General features: G+C 44.2%; 14 protein-coding genes. 5 read left to right on the top strand and 9 right to left on the bottom strand.

From position 1 onward, the window contains the following. Window positions 1-591 precede the first annotated feature (591 nt). Entirely contained in the window at window positions 592-2,514 is a 1,923-nt protein-coding gene (dnaK, locus tag DP117_RS29200; protein WP_169221704.1) for a molecular chaperone DnaK, read from the bottom strand. 511 nt (window positions 2,515-3,025) lie between these two features. Between dnaK and dusB the strand changes: the two genes are divergently transcribed. Then, on the top strand, window positions 3,026-4,087 hold the full coding sequence (gene dusB, locus DP117_RS29195; RefSeq protein WP_169221703.1) for a tRNA dihydrouridine synthase DusB: 1,062 nt from the start codon (window positions 3,026-3,028) through the stop codon (window positions 4,085-4,087). A 76-nt stretch (window positions 4,088-4,163) separates the two neighbouring features. On the opposite strand, the gene DP117_RS29190 is transcribed toward dusB, so the two are convergent. From DP117_RS29190 to DP117_RS29170, 5 genes are all read right to left on the bottom strand, one after another. Next, window positions 4,164-4,520, bottom strand: a complete 357-nt coding sequence (locus tag DP117_RS29190; RefSeq protein ID WP_169221702.1) for a type II toxin-antitoxin system PemK/MazF family toxin — start codon at window positions 4,518-4,520, stop codon at window positions 4,164-4,166. Next, window positions 4,498-4,686 (bottom strand): hypothetical protein, encoded by a 189-nt coding sequence (locus DP117_RS29185; protein ID WP_169221701.1) that lies wholly within the window; start codon window positions 4,684-4,686, stop codon window positions 4,498-4,500. Before DP117_RS29185 ends, DP117_RS29190 begins: the two co-directional genes overlap by 23 nt. A 185-nt stretch (window positions 4,687-4,871) precedes the next feature. Further along, window positions 4,872-5,369 carry a DUF3368 domain-containing protein gene (locus tag DP117_RS29180; RefSeq protein ID WP_169221700.1) on the bottom strand — a complete coding sequence of 166 codons (498 nt, stop codon included), beginning with the start codon at window positions 5,367-5,369 and terminating at the stop codon, window positions 4,872-4,874. Then, window positions 5,366-5,611, bottom strand: coding sequence for a UPF0175 family protein (locus DP117_RS29175; protein ID WP_169221699.1), 246 nt, complete (start codon window positions 5,609-5,611; stop codon window positions 5,366-5,368). Before DP117_RS29175 ends, DP117_RS29180 begins: the two co-directional genes overlap by 4 nt. A gap of 238 nt (window positions 5,612-5,849) precedes the next feature. Further along, window positions 5,850-6,104 carry a hypothetical protein gene (locus DP117_RS29170; RefSeq protein WP_169221698.1) on the bottom strand — a complete coding sequence of 85 codons (255 nt, stop codon included), beginning with the start codon at window positions 6,102-6,104 and terminating at the stop codon, window positions 5,850-5,852. A gap of 157 nt (window positions 6,105-6,261) precedes the next feature. Here DP117_RS29170 and DP117_RS29165 point away from each other — a divergent pair, with 157 nt between their 5' ends. The 4 genes from DP117_RS29165 (at window position 6,262) to DP117_RS29150 (ending at window position 10,024) form a co-directional block, all read left to right on the top strand. After that, the gene (locus DP117_RS29165) at window positions 6,262-8,634 is read left to right on the top strand and encodes an NACHT domain-containing protein (RefSeq protein ID WP_169221697.1); all 2,373 of its coding nucleotides are present in this window, start codon (window positions 6,262-6,264) and stop codon (window positions 8,632-8,634) included. Between the two features lie 252 nt (window positions 8,635-8,886). Continuing rightward, complete coding sequence (locus DP117_RS29160) at window positions 8,887-9,243, top strand: DOPA 4,5-dioxygenase family protein (protein WP_169221696.1); 357 nt, start codon at window positions 8,887-8,889, stop codon at window positions 9,241-9,243. Window positions 9,244-9,513: 270 nt separating this feature from the next. Further along, a complete protein-coding gene (locus DP117_RS29155) occupies window positions 9,514-9,717 on the top strand; it encodes a hypothetical protein (protein WP_169221695.1) in 204 nt (67 codons plus the stop codon). Then, on the top strand, window positions 9,695-10,024 hold the full coding sequence (locus DP117_RS29150; protein WP_169221694.1) for a type II toxin-antitoxin system PemK/MazF family toxin: 330 nt from the start codon (window positions 9,695-9,697) through the stop codon (window positions 10,022-10,024). The genes DP117_RS29155 and DP117_RS29150 overlap by 23 nt, the downstream gene beginning before the upstream one ends. Window positions 10,025-10,139: 115 nt before the next feature. Here the strand turns inward: DP117_RS29150 and ndhD1 are convergent, their stop codons facing one another. From ndhD1 to DP117_RS35640, 3 genes are all read right to left on the bottom strand, one after another. Next, entirely contained in the window at window positions 10,140-11,711 is a 1,572-nt protein-coding gene (gene ndhD1, locus DP117_RS29145; RefSeq protein ID WP_169221693.1) for a photosynthetic/respiratory NAD(P)H-quinone oxidoreductase subunit D1, read from the bottom strand. Window positions 11,712-11,971: 260 nt separating this feature from the next. Next, the gene (locus DP117_RS29140) at window positions 11,972-14,071 is read right to left on the bottom strand and encodes an NAD(P)H-quinone oxidoreductase subunit 5 (protein ID WP_169221705.1); all 2,100 of its coding nucleotides are present in this window, start codon (window positions 14,069-14,071) and stop codon (window positions 11,972-11,974) included. A gap of 340 nt (window positions 14,072-14,411) precedes the next feature. Continuing rightward, on the bottom strand, window positions 14,412-14,643 hold a 232-nt coding region (locus tag DP117_RS35640), incomplete at its 5' end, for a hypothetical protein (protein ID WP_211176409.1).

Raw genomic sequence — 14,643 nt, 5'->3', positions numbered from 1 at the left:
CAACCCCAGAGGGGACCCCTTGCCCCCTGCTTCCCTACTCCTCATCTCTTTGTCAGCAAACTTCTCAGCTTCAGTCATCTTGATAGCCTTCGACTCGGCACTAGAAGCTGGTATACCTAAAAACAAACAATGCAATACGATAATACAATAAGTAAATTTTTTCATCCAATCTGTCCCCGGTCTTAATTCCTATTGTATTTCGGACACTTCTGTGGCAAAGCTGATTCATACTCTCTTTAACTAAGTGGTAATATTCTGAAAACACTCTTAACGACTTGCAATCAAGTAGTTACCTTTGTGTGTGATCTTAGTCAGTGGTCGATATGATTTTTTAGCTTTGTTGCAATGTTTGACGCTAGCAGTTTTCCCAATAAGTGCTTTGATTGCACAGAGTCAGTATTATCTGTACATCTATCTACTATCTACGAAAAAAACACAGAGGTTATTATAACAAGCAAAACAAAAACAGGAGTTTCTGGATAAACAAAAAACTTCTTAAATCATCTTTTCTTTACAAAAAAATTCCCACCCAAGAATTGTTCTGGATGAGAATTTTGATTGTCAGGTGGGTACTACCCACCAGAAGAATAACTATTTAGTTTCAGTGAAATCAGCGTCGATCACATCATCACCACCACCACTACTAGAGGAGGAAGAACTGCCACCACCAGATGTGTTAGAACCAGCACTTGCAGAAGCTTCAGTGCCACCTGCTTGTTGATAAAGATTACTACCTACAGCAAAGAGTGCTTGTTGTAATTCTGGCATGACCTTCTTGATTTGCTCGTCGTCTTCCTTAGAAACAGCCTCGCGTAGGTCTTTGATCAAACCTTCCACCTTGCTCTTATCAGCAGCGGGAACTTTGTCACCCAATTCTTGCAACTGCTTCTCAGCTTGGTATGCTAAGGAATCAGCTTGGTTTTTGCGGTCGATTTTCTCACGACGGTCTTTGTCTGCTGTGGCGTTTTTCTCAGCTTCATTCACCATCCGTTCGACTTCGGTCTTATCGAGAGTGGACGCACCAGTAATACTGATGGACTGCTCTTTACCAGTACCTTTGTCTTTGGCGGTAACGTTGAGGATACCGTTGGCGTCAATATCGAACACAACTTCAATTTGAGGTACGCCGCGTGGTGCTGGAGGAATTCCATCAAGACGGAAGGTACCCAAACTCTTGTTGTCGTTTGACATCTCACGTTCGCCTTGGAGGACGTGAATTTCCACGTTGGTTTGACCATCCACAGCGGTGGAGAAGACTTCTGACTTCTTAGTAGGAATTGTGGTGTTGCGAGGAATAATTTTAGTCATGACACCGCCTAAGGTTTCCACACCCAAGGACAGTGGTGTTACGTCTAACAGCAAGATACCAGTAACATCACCACCAAGCACACCCGCTTGAATTGCTGCACCAACTGCGACAACTTCATCGGGGTTAACGCTTTGGTTAGGATCTCTATCCAACACCTTCTTCACCACTTGTTGTACAGCGGGAATACGGGTGGAACCACCAACTAAGACAACTTCATCAATATCGTTCTTGCTTAATTTGGCATCGCGAAGCGCGTTCTCAACAGGAATTCGGCAACGATCAATTAAGTCGGAGCAGAGTTCTTCAAACTTAGCACGAGTCAGCGTTGTATCTAGATGCTTGGGACCATCCTGAGTAGCGGTAACAAATGGTAGGTTTATTTCCGCTTGGGTAACGCTAGAAAGTTCAATTTTCGCTTTTTCTGCAGCTTCAGTCAGACGTTGTAAAGCTTGTCTGTCTCTGCGGAGGTCGATACCTTCGTCTTTTCTGAACTGTTCAGCTAAGAAGTCAACGATTTTCTTGTCGAAGTCGTCACCACCAAGGTGAGTATCACCAGAAGTTGCTAACACTTCAAACACACCGTCGCCAACTTCCAGGATGGATACGTCGAATGTACCACCACCAAGGTCAAAGACGAGAATGGTTTCGTTGCTCTTTTTGTCAAAACCATATGCTAGAGAAGCCGCAGTCGGTTCGTTGATAATCCGCAGAACTTCAACACCAGCAATTTTACCAGCGTCTTTGGTTGCTTGGCGTTGGGAGTCGTTGAAGTACGCGGGAACGGTGATCACAGCTTGGGTTACAGGTTCACCAATGTACTTGCTTGCATCTTCTACAAGCTTGCGGAGAACTTGTGCCGAAATTTCTTCAGGAGCAAAAGGCTTACCAACTTGCGGACAATCAAGTTTTACATTACCGTTGCTGTCGCGTTGAACTTTGTAAGAAACTTCCGTCGCTTCGTGAGTAATTTCGTCAAACTTACGTCCAATAAAACGTTTTACAGAATAAAAGGTGTTTTCGGGGTTCATCACCGCTTGGCGTTTAGCGATTTGACCAACCAGGCGATCGCCATTTTTTGCAAACGCAACTACTGAAGGCGTTGTCCGAAAACCTTCTGCGTTGGCAATAACCGTGGGTTTACCACCTTCCATAACTGCCACGCAGGAGTTTGTTGTACCCAAATCGATTCCAACTACTTTTGCCATTGTAGGTGCTGGCTCCGTATAACTACAAATGAATTAAAGAGAGTATAAAGGGCTTAATTTTTGAACTAACTGGATTTAGAAAGCAGCCAGTTCAGCATGAATACCTTTGGTTTAGTTCTCCTAGGGTTAAAACCCCAGGGTATGCTGATATATATACTGATGCTGTATAGCCAGTCCATGAAGGGTGGTTTTCCGAACCTTAGTTAGGACGGTTATACCTGTAAAATTTTCTTGTTGTTTGCTCATGGACTGAATTGCTTTCACTTCGTCTAATGTATGAGAATTAATACTGGGAGTAATTCGGGTGAACCGTATCATCAAAGTGGTGTTTGCCGTCTTTAATGAATGACAAAGACGCAAAAAACGCATTTGTTGGGTAAAAAACCAAAGAAAGCAAAAGAAAAAAGGTTCGTACAATGGAAAAAGCCAGAGTTTCTGTATGTGATACGCTAACATGGGTTGCTCAACCACCATCCACACCATTTTTCAGATTGACCATTTTGAATTTTGAATGAGCGAATTTTTTATGCTATCTCCTGCTTTAAAAGCCAAACTTTCGACTCCTCTAAAAATTGGTTCTTTCGAGGTGAAAAGTCGGGTTCTGCAGTCGCCTTTGTCTGGAGTTACGGATATGGTCTTTCGTCGCCTGGTGCGTCGCTATGCACCTGAGTCGATGATGTACACGGAGATGGTGAACGCAACCGGATTGCACTACGTCAAACAGTTGCCGAAAATCATGGAGGTAGACCGCAACGAGCGACCAATTAGTATTCAGTTGTTTGACTGTCGCCCAGATTTTCTTGCCGAAGCAGCAGTAAAAGCAGTTGAGGAAGGAGCTGATACCGTTGATATCAATATGGGATGTCCAGTAAATAAAATTACCAAGAATGGTGGTGGATCTTCGCTGTTGCGTCAGCCAGAAGTAGCTGAGGCAATCGTTAGAGAAGTTGTGAAGGCAGTTAATGTACCAGTAACAGTGAAAACCCGTATTGGTTGGAGTGACAAGGAAATCACAATTCTCGACTTTGCCAAGCGGATGCAAGATGCAGGGGCGCAAATGATTACGGTACACGGACGTACCCGCGCTCAAGGTTACAATGGCAATGCTCGTTGGGAATGGATTGCTCGTGTGAAGGAAATTCTTTCCATCCCAGTGATTGGTAATGGAGATATTTTCTCGGTTGAAGCGGCACTGAAGTGTTTGGAACAAACGGGTGCTGATGGAGTAATGTGTTCTCGTGGAACTTTGGGTTATCCGTTTTTGGCAGGAGAAATTGATTACTTCCTCAAAACTGGGGAAAAATTACCACCACCGACACCAATTCAACGTTTGGAATGTGCTAGAGAACATTTACAAGCTTTGTACGAATACAAAGGTGACAGAGGAGTGCGTCAAGCACGTAAGCATATGACATGGTATGCGAAAGGCTTTGCTGGTGCTGCTGATTTACGCGGACAGTTGAGTGTGATAGAAAATGTCCAGCAAGGTGTTGATTTGATTGATAGGGCAATAGAACAACTGGCGAATGGGTATGAGGTGATTGAAGAAAATCAGCTGGCGACCGCGCAGTAAGTAATAAAATTGGGATACCATCCATGACATTTTTGCTAATAATGTAGAGGCTCTTTACCGCCGTTGAATTTTGTCGTCATACTTCTGAAGTATCTTCCTGCGGTTCCTCAACTTCCAATTCCAGAGCAAATATCAAAGCTTGTTTGATTTTGAGTATCGCTTCATCCGGCAATTCACCTAATTTGCGTTCCAGTCTCACAGTGGAGATTGAACCCAAACCCTGAACGTTAGCAACAGATCCTTGTCGCAAAAACGGCAGGTTAGGCAGTTCAACTTCGTATGCACTACCGCGATGTTGCGTGGTTATTGGTACATAGAGAACCAAAGTCCGTGGAGGAGTGGGATCATAGCGAGATACAACGACAACAGGACGCGTCTTGGCTGCGAGTCCTAAATCTACCAGCCATACTTCACCTGGTTTCGGCTGGTTCATCAATCAAATCCAATACTTCTTGTTCAACAATTCTGGAACGAAGAATATCTAGAGCATCCTGATCTGCTAGTTCAATAATCTCTGCAAGGCATTGCCGCACTTTTTGGGCGATGTCAGGTTGCCATTGGCGTAGTTTTGTGTCAAGTTCTTGGACTAAAGCATCCATTTCAATTTTCCACAACAAGATTTAGTATTTGGTTCTATCTTGGTTCTATCTTACGGTATCTACCAGCAAGCTAACACTACGTTAGAACTGAGAATCCCAAGTAAAGAAGCGATTCGTACTTATCTTTTAACGTTGCTAGTGGGATGCGTGATTGCTAAATCGCCAGCGCTGATAGGCAATTGTGATTACACTTCGTTATTTTCATCAACCAGTCGTAAAACACGGTTATACAAAGGTTCGGCAACCCAAAAACCTGCTTGATTAATCAGAGCGTTCAATAAAGGTTTCACCGCCAAAATCAGTCCTTGGCTTTTAGCCTCAACCAAGATGCCCAAAATTCCTATATATTTAAGTTTGAGGCGATTAGCGACCATGCGCCCACGACGCTCATCCACAAGAACTTGTTCTGCTTCTATCTCCAGTGCCAGGGCAATTGCTTCAGCCTCACCTATGTCCAGTTCGTTTCCAAGCGCCTCAACAACTGTACGGTTGATGACTTGACGAGTTTGAATCCAGTCAAAAGTTTGTACTTCAGTTGCACCTGCTACGGGAAAATCAGGCTCAGTCAGTTCTCGGTAAACTGCTTCAGGGATAATGACAGTTCCATAAAGTTGCTGTAGCAGAGTGAGTTGATTGATTGCTGCAAGATTGTTAATAGGCGATGTATCGCTGACTATAATCACAGCCTGCCCATATCTCGCAAGTTTTTGATGTCTTGCTCAAAATCATCTACACCATAGTGGATTGGAATTTTGCGGCTTGCGAGTAAATGCTGAAAAGTAATACGGTTCATACCTGCAAATCGACTGGCTTGAGCAAGAGTGAGTTTCTCCTTCTCAAAGAGCATAACCGCAATTTCTTGCTTGAGTTCTCCTTCAGTCATTCGGGTTGCAGTTAAAACTTCATCAGGAATAATGATGCTCATTGCTGAATTTTTCTCTACTATCACTATTTTATGCACTTAGACGAGCAGCAAATAGCGTTTGCCGAGCTGCCTAATACTGCACGGTATCTACCAGCAGGCTAACACTACCTTAGAGCCAACAGACTCCTACAGATAAAAATGAGTTAGTGGAAGAGGTAGAAGCTAGTTTTGCTTGATTCGTGAGTCGAGAAAAACAAACTAGATCAAACCCTCCTCTCTCCTAACCCAATAACTAGCACTATTGCTCTTGACTCTTCTGTTCTTCTTCTTCTTCTTCTGCTTCTAAAAGGTCAGTAGCTTTGCTACCTAGCAATCCAAAGATAGCACCGACACCTGTTTGCCACGTTGCAGTGCTGTTTTCTAGAACTCGCACCTGATACTCAGATAATTTAGGTTGAGAAGCCAGCCATAAGGATGTACCACCAGAAAGGATAGTTAAAGACAGAACAGTGGAGAAGACTAATTGGAAAGCTGAAACTTTAGGCGTTTTCATCGTTAATTTTTTTGTTTTGGTTTACAGTCTCCATGTTCTGGTAAATTTATTTAAAGTTCAGTCTGAGCAAGCCTTTCATTCACTATGAGTTTGGAATGAGTTCAATATGACTTTTGTCTGCAAACGCTAAAATGAGGACAAATCTTGTGGTTAAGGTATGATGGGGCGATCGCTCAACGCATCCCAAACAGGTATCGATAAAGCAAATTCCGCGTTGAACAATAAATTTAAGGGAAGTCGGGAAAGCTTAGCACTCGAAGTAAGCACAACGAATAACAGTAAAAATAAAGGCATCACTCTCCAGCCAGTTCATAAGTTTTTTACTGGTAAGACAGTTGATAAACCATACTTCATTGGTATTTGTGAAGCGCTAGGACTGAAATGGCAAGAAATCGCAGAGTCAGCCCCAAAAAACGAATCCCAGCCTGAGAAAAAGAACCAGGAAAAGAGTTCTGAGAAAATTTCTGATATTAATAAATTGGTCCAGCAGGTGAGACAGCACTGCTGCGAAAAAATCCAATACCTCCACAGCAAAATTCGCTTGTTGAATCTCCAGCAGATTGATGTAGACAAGCTTTACGTGGATGTCTACGTGCTGGAGAAGCTTTCTAGTATGTCTTTTGCCACCATTCCTAAACTACTGGAAGGCTCAAACTTACGAGATGACTTTGACCGCTTTGGATTGGGACAGCGTGGAAAGCGATCGCCCGGATTTGAAGTTGCAAACAAATATTCCAGATTGATGGTGTTAGGCAAACCAGGCTCAGGCAAAAGCACATTTTTACGACACTTGGCTGTTGACTGTTGCAAGGGGGAGTTTCAGCCTGATCTCATCCCGATTTTGATTGAATTGAGATCCATCAAAACCGCCAGTCAGTTCGACCTACTGAAATACATTCATGAAGAATTTGATTTATCTGATGAGGAGCAAACCAAACAAATCTTGAAGCAGGGTAAAGTCTTAGTTTTACTGGATGGTTTGGATGAAGTGCCTAGTCAGTCGCGGCGAGATGTCCAAAACCATATTTCTGAGTTTTCCCAGCAGTATTACAAAAATCGCTTTATCCTGACTTGCCGGACGCAAACAACAGAGTACACTTTACCAGCATTCGAGTTCGTTGAGGTTGCTGATTTTAATAAAGAGCAAGTGGAAAGCTTTGCTCAAAACTGGTTTGCTACATCAGTTCAGACATCTGAGGAGGGGGAAAAGCTAAAAGAAGATTTCATGGCAAAGCTACGCCAAAACAAGCAAATAGCTGACCTAGCCGTCACCCCCATTCTGCTGAGTTTGACTTGCTGGGTTTTTAGTGAGTTGAAAGATTTACCCTCTAAGCGTTCTCAATTATATACAACAGGACTCAATTTGTTATTGCAGCAGTGGGATGAAAAAAGGGGAATCAACCGAGAATTTGGCAGTGAACGTTACCGAAAGTTGTCATCTGAAGAAAAGCAAAAACTTCTGAGTTACGTGGCTCATCGTAAGTTTGAGCAAGAGCAATATGTGTTGTTTGAAGAAAATCAACTTCAAACATACATCGCTGAGTATCTGAAGGATATTTCAACTGAGGACAGTAAACAGGTGCTAAAAGCGATAGAGGCACAGCATGGATTATTCATTGAACGGGCGCAGGGCATTTACTCTTTCTCCCATCTGACATTTCAGGAATATTTAACTGCCCAATACATTATTGACCATCAGCAAGTTGAGAACTTGGTTGCAGAACACCTCACACATGAACGCTGGCGAGAGGTGTTTTTGCTCGTAGCAGATTTGATGGGTGAAAGTGCAGGTGATTTGTTGTTGTTAATGCAAAAGGAAGCGCAAAAGTACATTAACACACCTAAATTACAAGAACTATTACGCTGGGCAGATGAAGTCACAGCTGGCGCGGCTGGAGATGTAAAACCAGTGGGTAGACGTGCGTTGGCGCTTACCATCGCCTACACGAACACTCACGCCAACATCTACGGCTACGACTACGACTACACCTACGACTACGACTACACCAACACCTACGCGAACACCTACGCCGACGCCATCGGCAACACCGATTTCAAAGCCTACGCCGACGCCATCATCCTCGCCGGCTTCAACGTCTACGCCTTCGGCGCCAGCTACGACGCCGGCATGCCCGACCCCTACGACGTCGCCGACGCCATTGCCAACGGCTACGCTGACGCCATAGATCTTACTCGTGATCTCGAAAAATTAAAAATCTTCAATAGTTTTAACTCTACTGAGCTAATTAAGCAACTCGAAGCACAAAAATCTCACATTTATGCTCACATTTATGATGAGAAACAGCAACAGAAAGAAAGTCAAAAATTTGCTGAATCTCTCCAAGAATCTTTGCTCAATGCCTTCAATCTTACACGGGAAAAAGTTGATTTATCTCGGGACGAAATCAGTAGACTGGAAAATTATCTTTATGCTAATTCGCTAATTATCCAGTGTAAACAAGCAGCGGTGGAGATGCCGTCCAAAACCTGGGAAGCGATTGAGGAGCGGATGTTGTTGATGGATAAGTAGGTCAACCTAATTAAATGTAAAATGTCATTGCGAGCAAAACGCAGTGGAGCGAAGCAATCGCAACAATCGTGTTTTATGTTTTTTTTAATGTTGACCTACTTAGATAACTGAATATTGGTTGTGCTGTTAGACAATAAGAGAATGAGACAACCACGCTATGAAAAAAGGCAGGTACAAAACCCACTCTTAAAGCATTTCCAAGCAGCTTAATCCGTCAAAATAAAGTTACAAGCGAAAATGGGAGCGCGGGCAATGACACAAGATACTATCGAAATCACTGGTTTTCACGCTCATGTCTACTTTGATGTTGCAACCCGTGATGTAGCTGAACGTGTACGCGAAGGATTAGGTGCAAGATTTGACGTGCGGCTTGGGCGCTGGCATGAGAAACCGATTGGTCCGCATCCAAAAGCGATGTATCAAGTTGCGTTCTTACCGAATCAGTTTGAGAAAGTTGTTCCCTGGTTAATGCTCAATCATGAAGGGTTGGATATTTTAATCCACCCTGAGACGGGCGATGATGTGAAAGATCACACAGAACATGCTCTGTGGCTAGGAGAAAAACTAGAGTTGAATATAAGCTTTTTGCAACGGATTGGAACAAACTAGCAAAACAATGAGTGCGATCTGCCTTTGGCAGCAAGCTAGCGCCGAAGGGCGCGCTACGCAAACGCTTATCGCTGCATACAAAAAAGGACAGGGGCAAAAACTCAACTCATACCATTGAGTACAATCAAGGTAGGCATAAGTTAATCCAGGTGTTCTATGACTGCACCAACAGAAATTCGTCAAAGGGCGATAGCTTCGCTTGCGCTCCGCGCAGATCGCACATCCAGCATCAACGCCTAAAATCAAAGCATGACCAGTTATAAGATGAATATGTTAAAAACACTTTGGGCTACCGTTCGGCAAGGAAAAATTGAACTGCTGGAATCAGCGGAACTACCTGAAGGAACAAGAGTGCTGGTAACACTTCTTCCTGATGATGAAGCTGAGTTTTGGCTTCAAGCCAGCCAAACATCACTTGATGGAATTTGGGATAACGCCGAGGATGATGTTTATGCCCAGCTACTCCAAAAATGATATCATTTTGGTTCGGTATCCCTTCTCGGATTTGTCTAGTTCAAAGGTAAGACCTGCTGTTGTGGTTAATGCACCCCATATTTCTCAAGACATTATCATCACGCCACTGACAAGTAAAACAGGATCGTTACTTGAGGGTGAGTTTGTACTTTCTGACTGTGCTGCAGCAGGGCTTAACGTGGCTACAGCAGTCAAGCGGGGTTTGTACACAGTACATGAGAGCTTAGTTTTGACAACGATTGGTAAGTTGGCGAATTCCGATGTCGAGCAGTTAGAGCAATCCTTACGATCCTGGTTAGGGTTGTGACGCAGCGCTTGAACAGCTTAACATTGAGTTCCTTTTACAGATTGGAAAAACCTAACAAAAAAAGAGCAGGTACAAAACCCGCTCATCAAGCAATATTGATTTGAAAATCAACAACCTAATTCCCAATCTCTGGCGCATTAAACGACACCACAGGCGCTTTTTGATCCGCCAAAGCAGGCAGAGAATTACGCAGCCGTGCTGTTAAACTTACAGTTGTCGCATCATACACCTGAGTCAGTATTTTAGGATACAAACCAATACCAATGATTGGTATTAACAAGCAGGCGATGATGAAGATTTCGCGGGGTTCAGCATCTATGAGTTTCTGGTGAGAAACTAATTCTTTGTTTTCTTCACCGTAGAAAATCTCCCGCAGCATTGATAGCAAATAAATCGGAGTTAGAATCACCCCAATTGCCATCAAAAACACCACAATAACTTTGAAGGTGGGGTTATAGGCATCGCTGGTAGCAAATCCAACAAACACCATCAACTCAGCAACGAAACCGCTCATTCCTGGCAAGGCTAAAGACGCCAAAGAACAAGTTGTCCACATGGCAAACATCTTGCCCATTTTCTTACCAACACCACCCATTTCATCTAACATGAGGGTGTGAGTACGGTCATAAGTTGCCCCTACTAAGAAGAACAAACTTGCCCCAATCAAACCGTGGGAAACCATTTGCAACATTGCCCCATTTAATCCCAAATCGGTGAAGGAAGCAATACCAATCGCCACAAAACCCATGTGAGAAATTGAGGAGTAGGCAATTTTTCGTTTCAGGTTGCGCTGGGCAAATGATGTGAGGGCGGCGTAGATGATATTGACAATCCCCAAAATCACCAACACTGGGGCAAAATAAGCGTGGGCATCGGGAAGCATTTGAGCATTCATGCGAATAAGAGCGTAACCGCCCATTTTCAGCAGAACACCTGCCAGTAACATGTGTACAGGGGCTGTGGCTTCACCGTGGGCATCTGGTAGCCAAGTATGCAAGGGGAAGATGGGGAGTTTGACAGCGTAGGCAATCAAGAAGGCAGCATACAGCCAAAGTTGGAGATTGAGGCTGAGATCTTTAGCTGCGATCGCCTGCATATCAAAAGTGACGGTATTGCCAGAAAACGCCATCGTTAAGCCAGCAAGCAAAATAAACAGCGAACCACCAGCAGTGTACAAGATAAACTTGGTCGCTGCGTATTGCCGCTTTTTGCCTCCCCAAATCGAAAGCAGAATGTATACAGGTACCAGTTCCAGTTCCCATACCAGGAAAAACAACAGCATATCCTGGACGGCGAAAACGGCAATTTGACCGCCATACATCGCTAGCATCAAGAAGTAAAACAGCCTGGGCTTGAGTGTCACGGGCCAAGCTGCTAGCATCGCTAGCGTGGTAATAAATCCTGTCAAAATAATCAGGGGCATAGATAAGCCATCTGCCCCTACCGACCAATTCAAACCAATCTGTGGAAGCCAGCTGTAACTCTCAAACAGTTGCAAATCCGGATTGGAGAAATCATACCCAGTATAAAAAGCAGTCACAATCAGTGCAAAATCTAACAGCCCTATGCTCAAAGCATACCAGCGCACTGTTTTGCCATCTTTATCTGGAATTAAGGGAGTTAGCAGTGACGCCGCTATCGGAAACAGAATAATCGTCGTCAGCCAAGGAAAATTTGCTGTATTCATCGCAAGTTGTTCGGCAGCAATAATAATGTTCGGCTATCAACTACTAGCTATTTACTAGCAGTTTTTGCATTGCTCTGGCTCTATTCTTAGGTTTATTTAATAAAAGTAAAGAAAGATGAAGAGAGCTAAATGCATCCTTCATCCTTAATTTAATGACCACATACTTTTCTGGTTAACTAGTAACCGCCAAGCATTTGTGTTGTGTAGAGACGTAGCATGCTACGTCTCTACATTAGGTCACACCGAAAACAATCACTAAATTAGGTCACACCAAAAACAATGACTAAGCCCAACACAGCCCCAAAGATAATTAAGGCATAGAACTGAGCACGACCGTTTTCCAGGTATTTCAGACCTTCGCCACTAATGAGAGTGAAAAAGCCTGTAAGGTTTACAGCACCATCAACAACGCGGAAGTCAACTTCCATCACTTGTCTTGCTAATCGCCGCAAGCCGATGACAAAAACACGATGGTAAATGTCATCAAAGTACCACTTGTTGAGGGATAGCTCGTAAAGCGGCTGGATTTTTGCTGCGATCGCCACTGGGTTAATCTTGCCCCAAACATACATTAGGGAAGCCAGGGTAATGCCAGTTAAGGAAATTGCAACTGAAGCGCCTGCCAGAATGTAGAATTCTGTCGGGTTAAATTCAGCAGCTTTTTCTACGACTTCGGCTAATGTTTCGTTGGGTGAGAAAATAAACTCCTCAAAGTAGTTGGCAAAAGGAGTCCCAACCAAACCAATCAATATCGAAGGAATTGCCAAAATCGCTAATGGCAAAGTCATTGTCCAAGGTGATTCGTGAGGATATTCACTGTGACCGTGACCGTGACTGTGGTCATCATGGTGATGTTCCTCAGTTGCTTCTAGTTCTCCCTTGGTCATTGCACCAGGACCAAAAGCAGGAGCAGCATCAAAACCTGCTACAATACCCATACCTGCTGGTGACTTGAGTTTTTGCCACATTCGACTTTGATTGCCCCGGAATTTGCCTTCAAAGGTTACGAAATACATCCGGAACATGTAGAAAGCGGTAATTCCAGCAGTTAACCAACCAACTGCCCACAGAACTGGGTTTGCTGCAAATGCCTTTCCGAGAATTTCATCTTTTGACCAGAAACCAGCAAAAGGCGGGATACCAGAAATTGCGACACAACCAATGAAGAAGGTGATTGCCGTAACTGGCATATACTTCCGCAGTCCACCCATCAAGCGCATATCCTGCGCCAAGTTGGGATCGTGACCGACAACTCCTTCCATTCCGTGAATGACCGAACCAGAACCCAGGAAGAGCATCGCCTTAAAGTAGGCGTGGGTCATTAAGTGGAAAAGTCCGGCGCTGTATGCACCTACTCCCATTGCCATCACCATGTAACCGAGTTGGGAAATGGTGGAGTAAGCTAAGCCCTTTTTGATGTCGTTTTGAGTAATGGCAATTGTCGCGCCCAAAAATGCTGTTAATGCCCCAGTGAAAGCAATCACGTTCATTGCTGCTGGAACGTGTTCAAAAACTGGGTACATCCGAGCAATTAGGAAAACTCCCGCCGCCACCATTGTTGCTGCGTGGATAAGAGCGGAAATGGGGGTAGGACCTTCCATCGCATCTGGTAACCAGACGTGCAGGGGGAATTGAGCGGATTTGGCTACTGGACCCAGGAAGACGAGAATTGCAAACAGGATGGCGAGCAAATTGCTCAAGGAACCTGTTTGGACAAGTTCCCCTAGGCGATCGCCCATCACATCAAAATCAAAGCTTCCTGTTGCCCAGAAAAGCCCTAACATACCCAACAGCAATCCAAAGTCGCCCACACGGTTTGTCACAAATGCTTTTTGACAAGCATCTGCTGCCGCCTTGCGATCGTACCAGAAGCCGACGAGCAAGTACGAACACATCCCGACCAGCTCCCAGAATATATAAACCTGTACTAAATTGGGGCTAACCACCAGACCCAACATAGAGGAGCCGAACAAGCTGAGATAGGCGTAAAACCGGACATAACCTGGATCATGAGCCATGTAGCCATCCGTATAAACCATGACCAAGAAAGCTACAGTTGTTACGATCACTAGCATTAGGGCTGTCAGGTGGTCAATAGTGTAGCCCATGCTCAGGTGAAAATTGCCTGCTGCGGCCCATTCCAAGGTGCGAGTGTAAGGAGCGTGTCCTTGAATTTGACTCCACAGCAAAGCAAACGACAGCCCCATCGCGACTCCCATTAAGGAGATAATAAATGCCGCGTTAAGCTGTCGCAGGCTGTTCGTCACCTGATTCAACGAGATTAACCCTAGACCGACCAGCATTGCCCCAAGAAGAGGTAATACCGGAATCAGCCAGGCATACTGATAGATTACTTCCATCACTGACGCCTACTTTTAGAATTCTTGACTAATTTGTCGGAACTGTTAATAATTGTGACACATACACACTTTAGGATAAAATAACCCATCCTGTAGTTACTAGGCGGGGTAATTAAGCTTGGTTTTAGATTTGCTCATTAGTCATTGGTCATTGGTCATCTCAAATTTTGCATGAAGTGAAAACCGAGTTTCTTGAGAAGATTTACTTATAGAAACTCGGTTTTTTGAGTCTTGTTGAGAAGACTACAAGATATCAGTCATGACTCAAGAGTATGGAGTTGAATGTCACGGGGTCTTACACGTAAAAAATTTGGGCAGGCTTATAACTACGAGTACCCGACTACGCCGACAGTGAAACAAACAAAGCCTGCCGACGCATTGTCCCCTCCACCAGACAGCCAGCCGCCTTTACATCACTCGCACCCGTTTTGTTCCGACGCATTTGTCCCCTAAAAAATTGGCGGGGGTCTAACACGAAAAATTTGGGCAACACGCCACATGCTACAAGTCGGCATCCCCGCCCAACGCAGTGGCTCCTTTGTTTGATTGATCGGTGGGGTAAGACGAGTACT

The sequence above is a fragment of the Brasilonema sp. UFV-L1 genome, from assembly GCF_012912105.1.
In the GTDB taxonomy this organism is placed as follows: Bacteria; Cyanobacteriota; Cyanobacteriia; order Cyanobacteriales; family Nostocaceae; genus Brasilonema.
Note: the sequence above shows the minus strand (reverse complement) of the source record. Positions and strands in the feature narration are given on the sequence as shown.

Bases quoted from the DNA above. Each gene is read 5' to 3' on its own strand.
- dnaK (WP_169221704.1), bottom strand. From the start codon at position 2,514: ATGGCAAAAGTAGTTGGAATCGATTTGGGTACAACAAACTCCTGCGTG.
- dusB (WP_169221703.1), top strand. From the start codon at position 3,026: ATGAGCGAATTTTTTATGCTATCTCCTGCTTTAAAAGCCAAACTTTCG.
- DP117_RS29190 (WP_169221702.1), bottom strand. From the start codon at position 4,520: ATGAACCAGCCGAAACCAGGTGAAGTATGGCTGGTAGATTTAGGACTC.
- DP117_RS29185 (WP_169221701.1), bottom strand. From the start codon at position 4,686: ATGGATGCTTTAGTCCAAGAACTTGACACAAAACTACGCCAATGGCAA.
- DP117_RS29175 (WP_169221699.1), bottom strand. From the start codon at position 5,611: ATGAGCATCATTATTCCTGATGAAGTTTTAACTGCAACCCGAATGACT.
- DP117_RS29170 (WP_169221698.1), bottom strand. From the start codon at position 6,104: ATGAAAACGCCTAAAGTTTCAGCTTTCCAATTAGTCTTCTCCACTGTT.
- DP117_RS29165 (WP_169221697.1), top strand. From the start codon at position 6,262: ATGATGGGGCGATCGCTCAACGCATCCCAAACAGGTATCGATAAAGCA.
- DP117_RS29160 (WP_169221696.1), top strand. From the start codon at position 8,887: ATGACACAAGATACTATCGAAATCACTGGTTTTCACGCTCATGTCTAC.
- DP117_RS29155 (WP_169221695.1), top strand. From the start codon at position 9,514: ATGTTAAAAACACTTTGGGCTACCGTTCGGCAAGGAAAAATTGAACTG.
- DP117_RS29150 (WP_169221694.1), top strand. From the start codon at position 9,695: ATGCCCAGCTACTCCAAAAATGATATCATTTTGGTTCGGTATCCCTTC.
- ndhD1 (WP_169221693.1), bottom strand. From the start codon at position 11,711: ATGAATACAGCAAATTTTCCTTGGCTGACGACGATTATTCTGTTTCCG.
- DP117_RS29140 (WP_169221705.1), bottom strand. From the start codon at position 14,071: ATGGAAGTAATCTATCAGTATGCCTGGCTGATTCCGGTATTACCTCTT.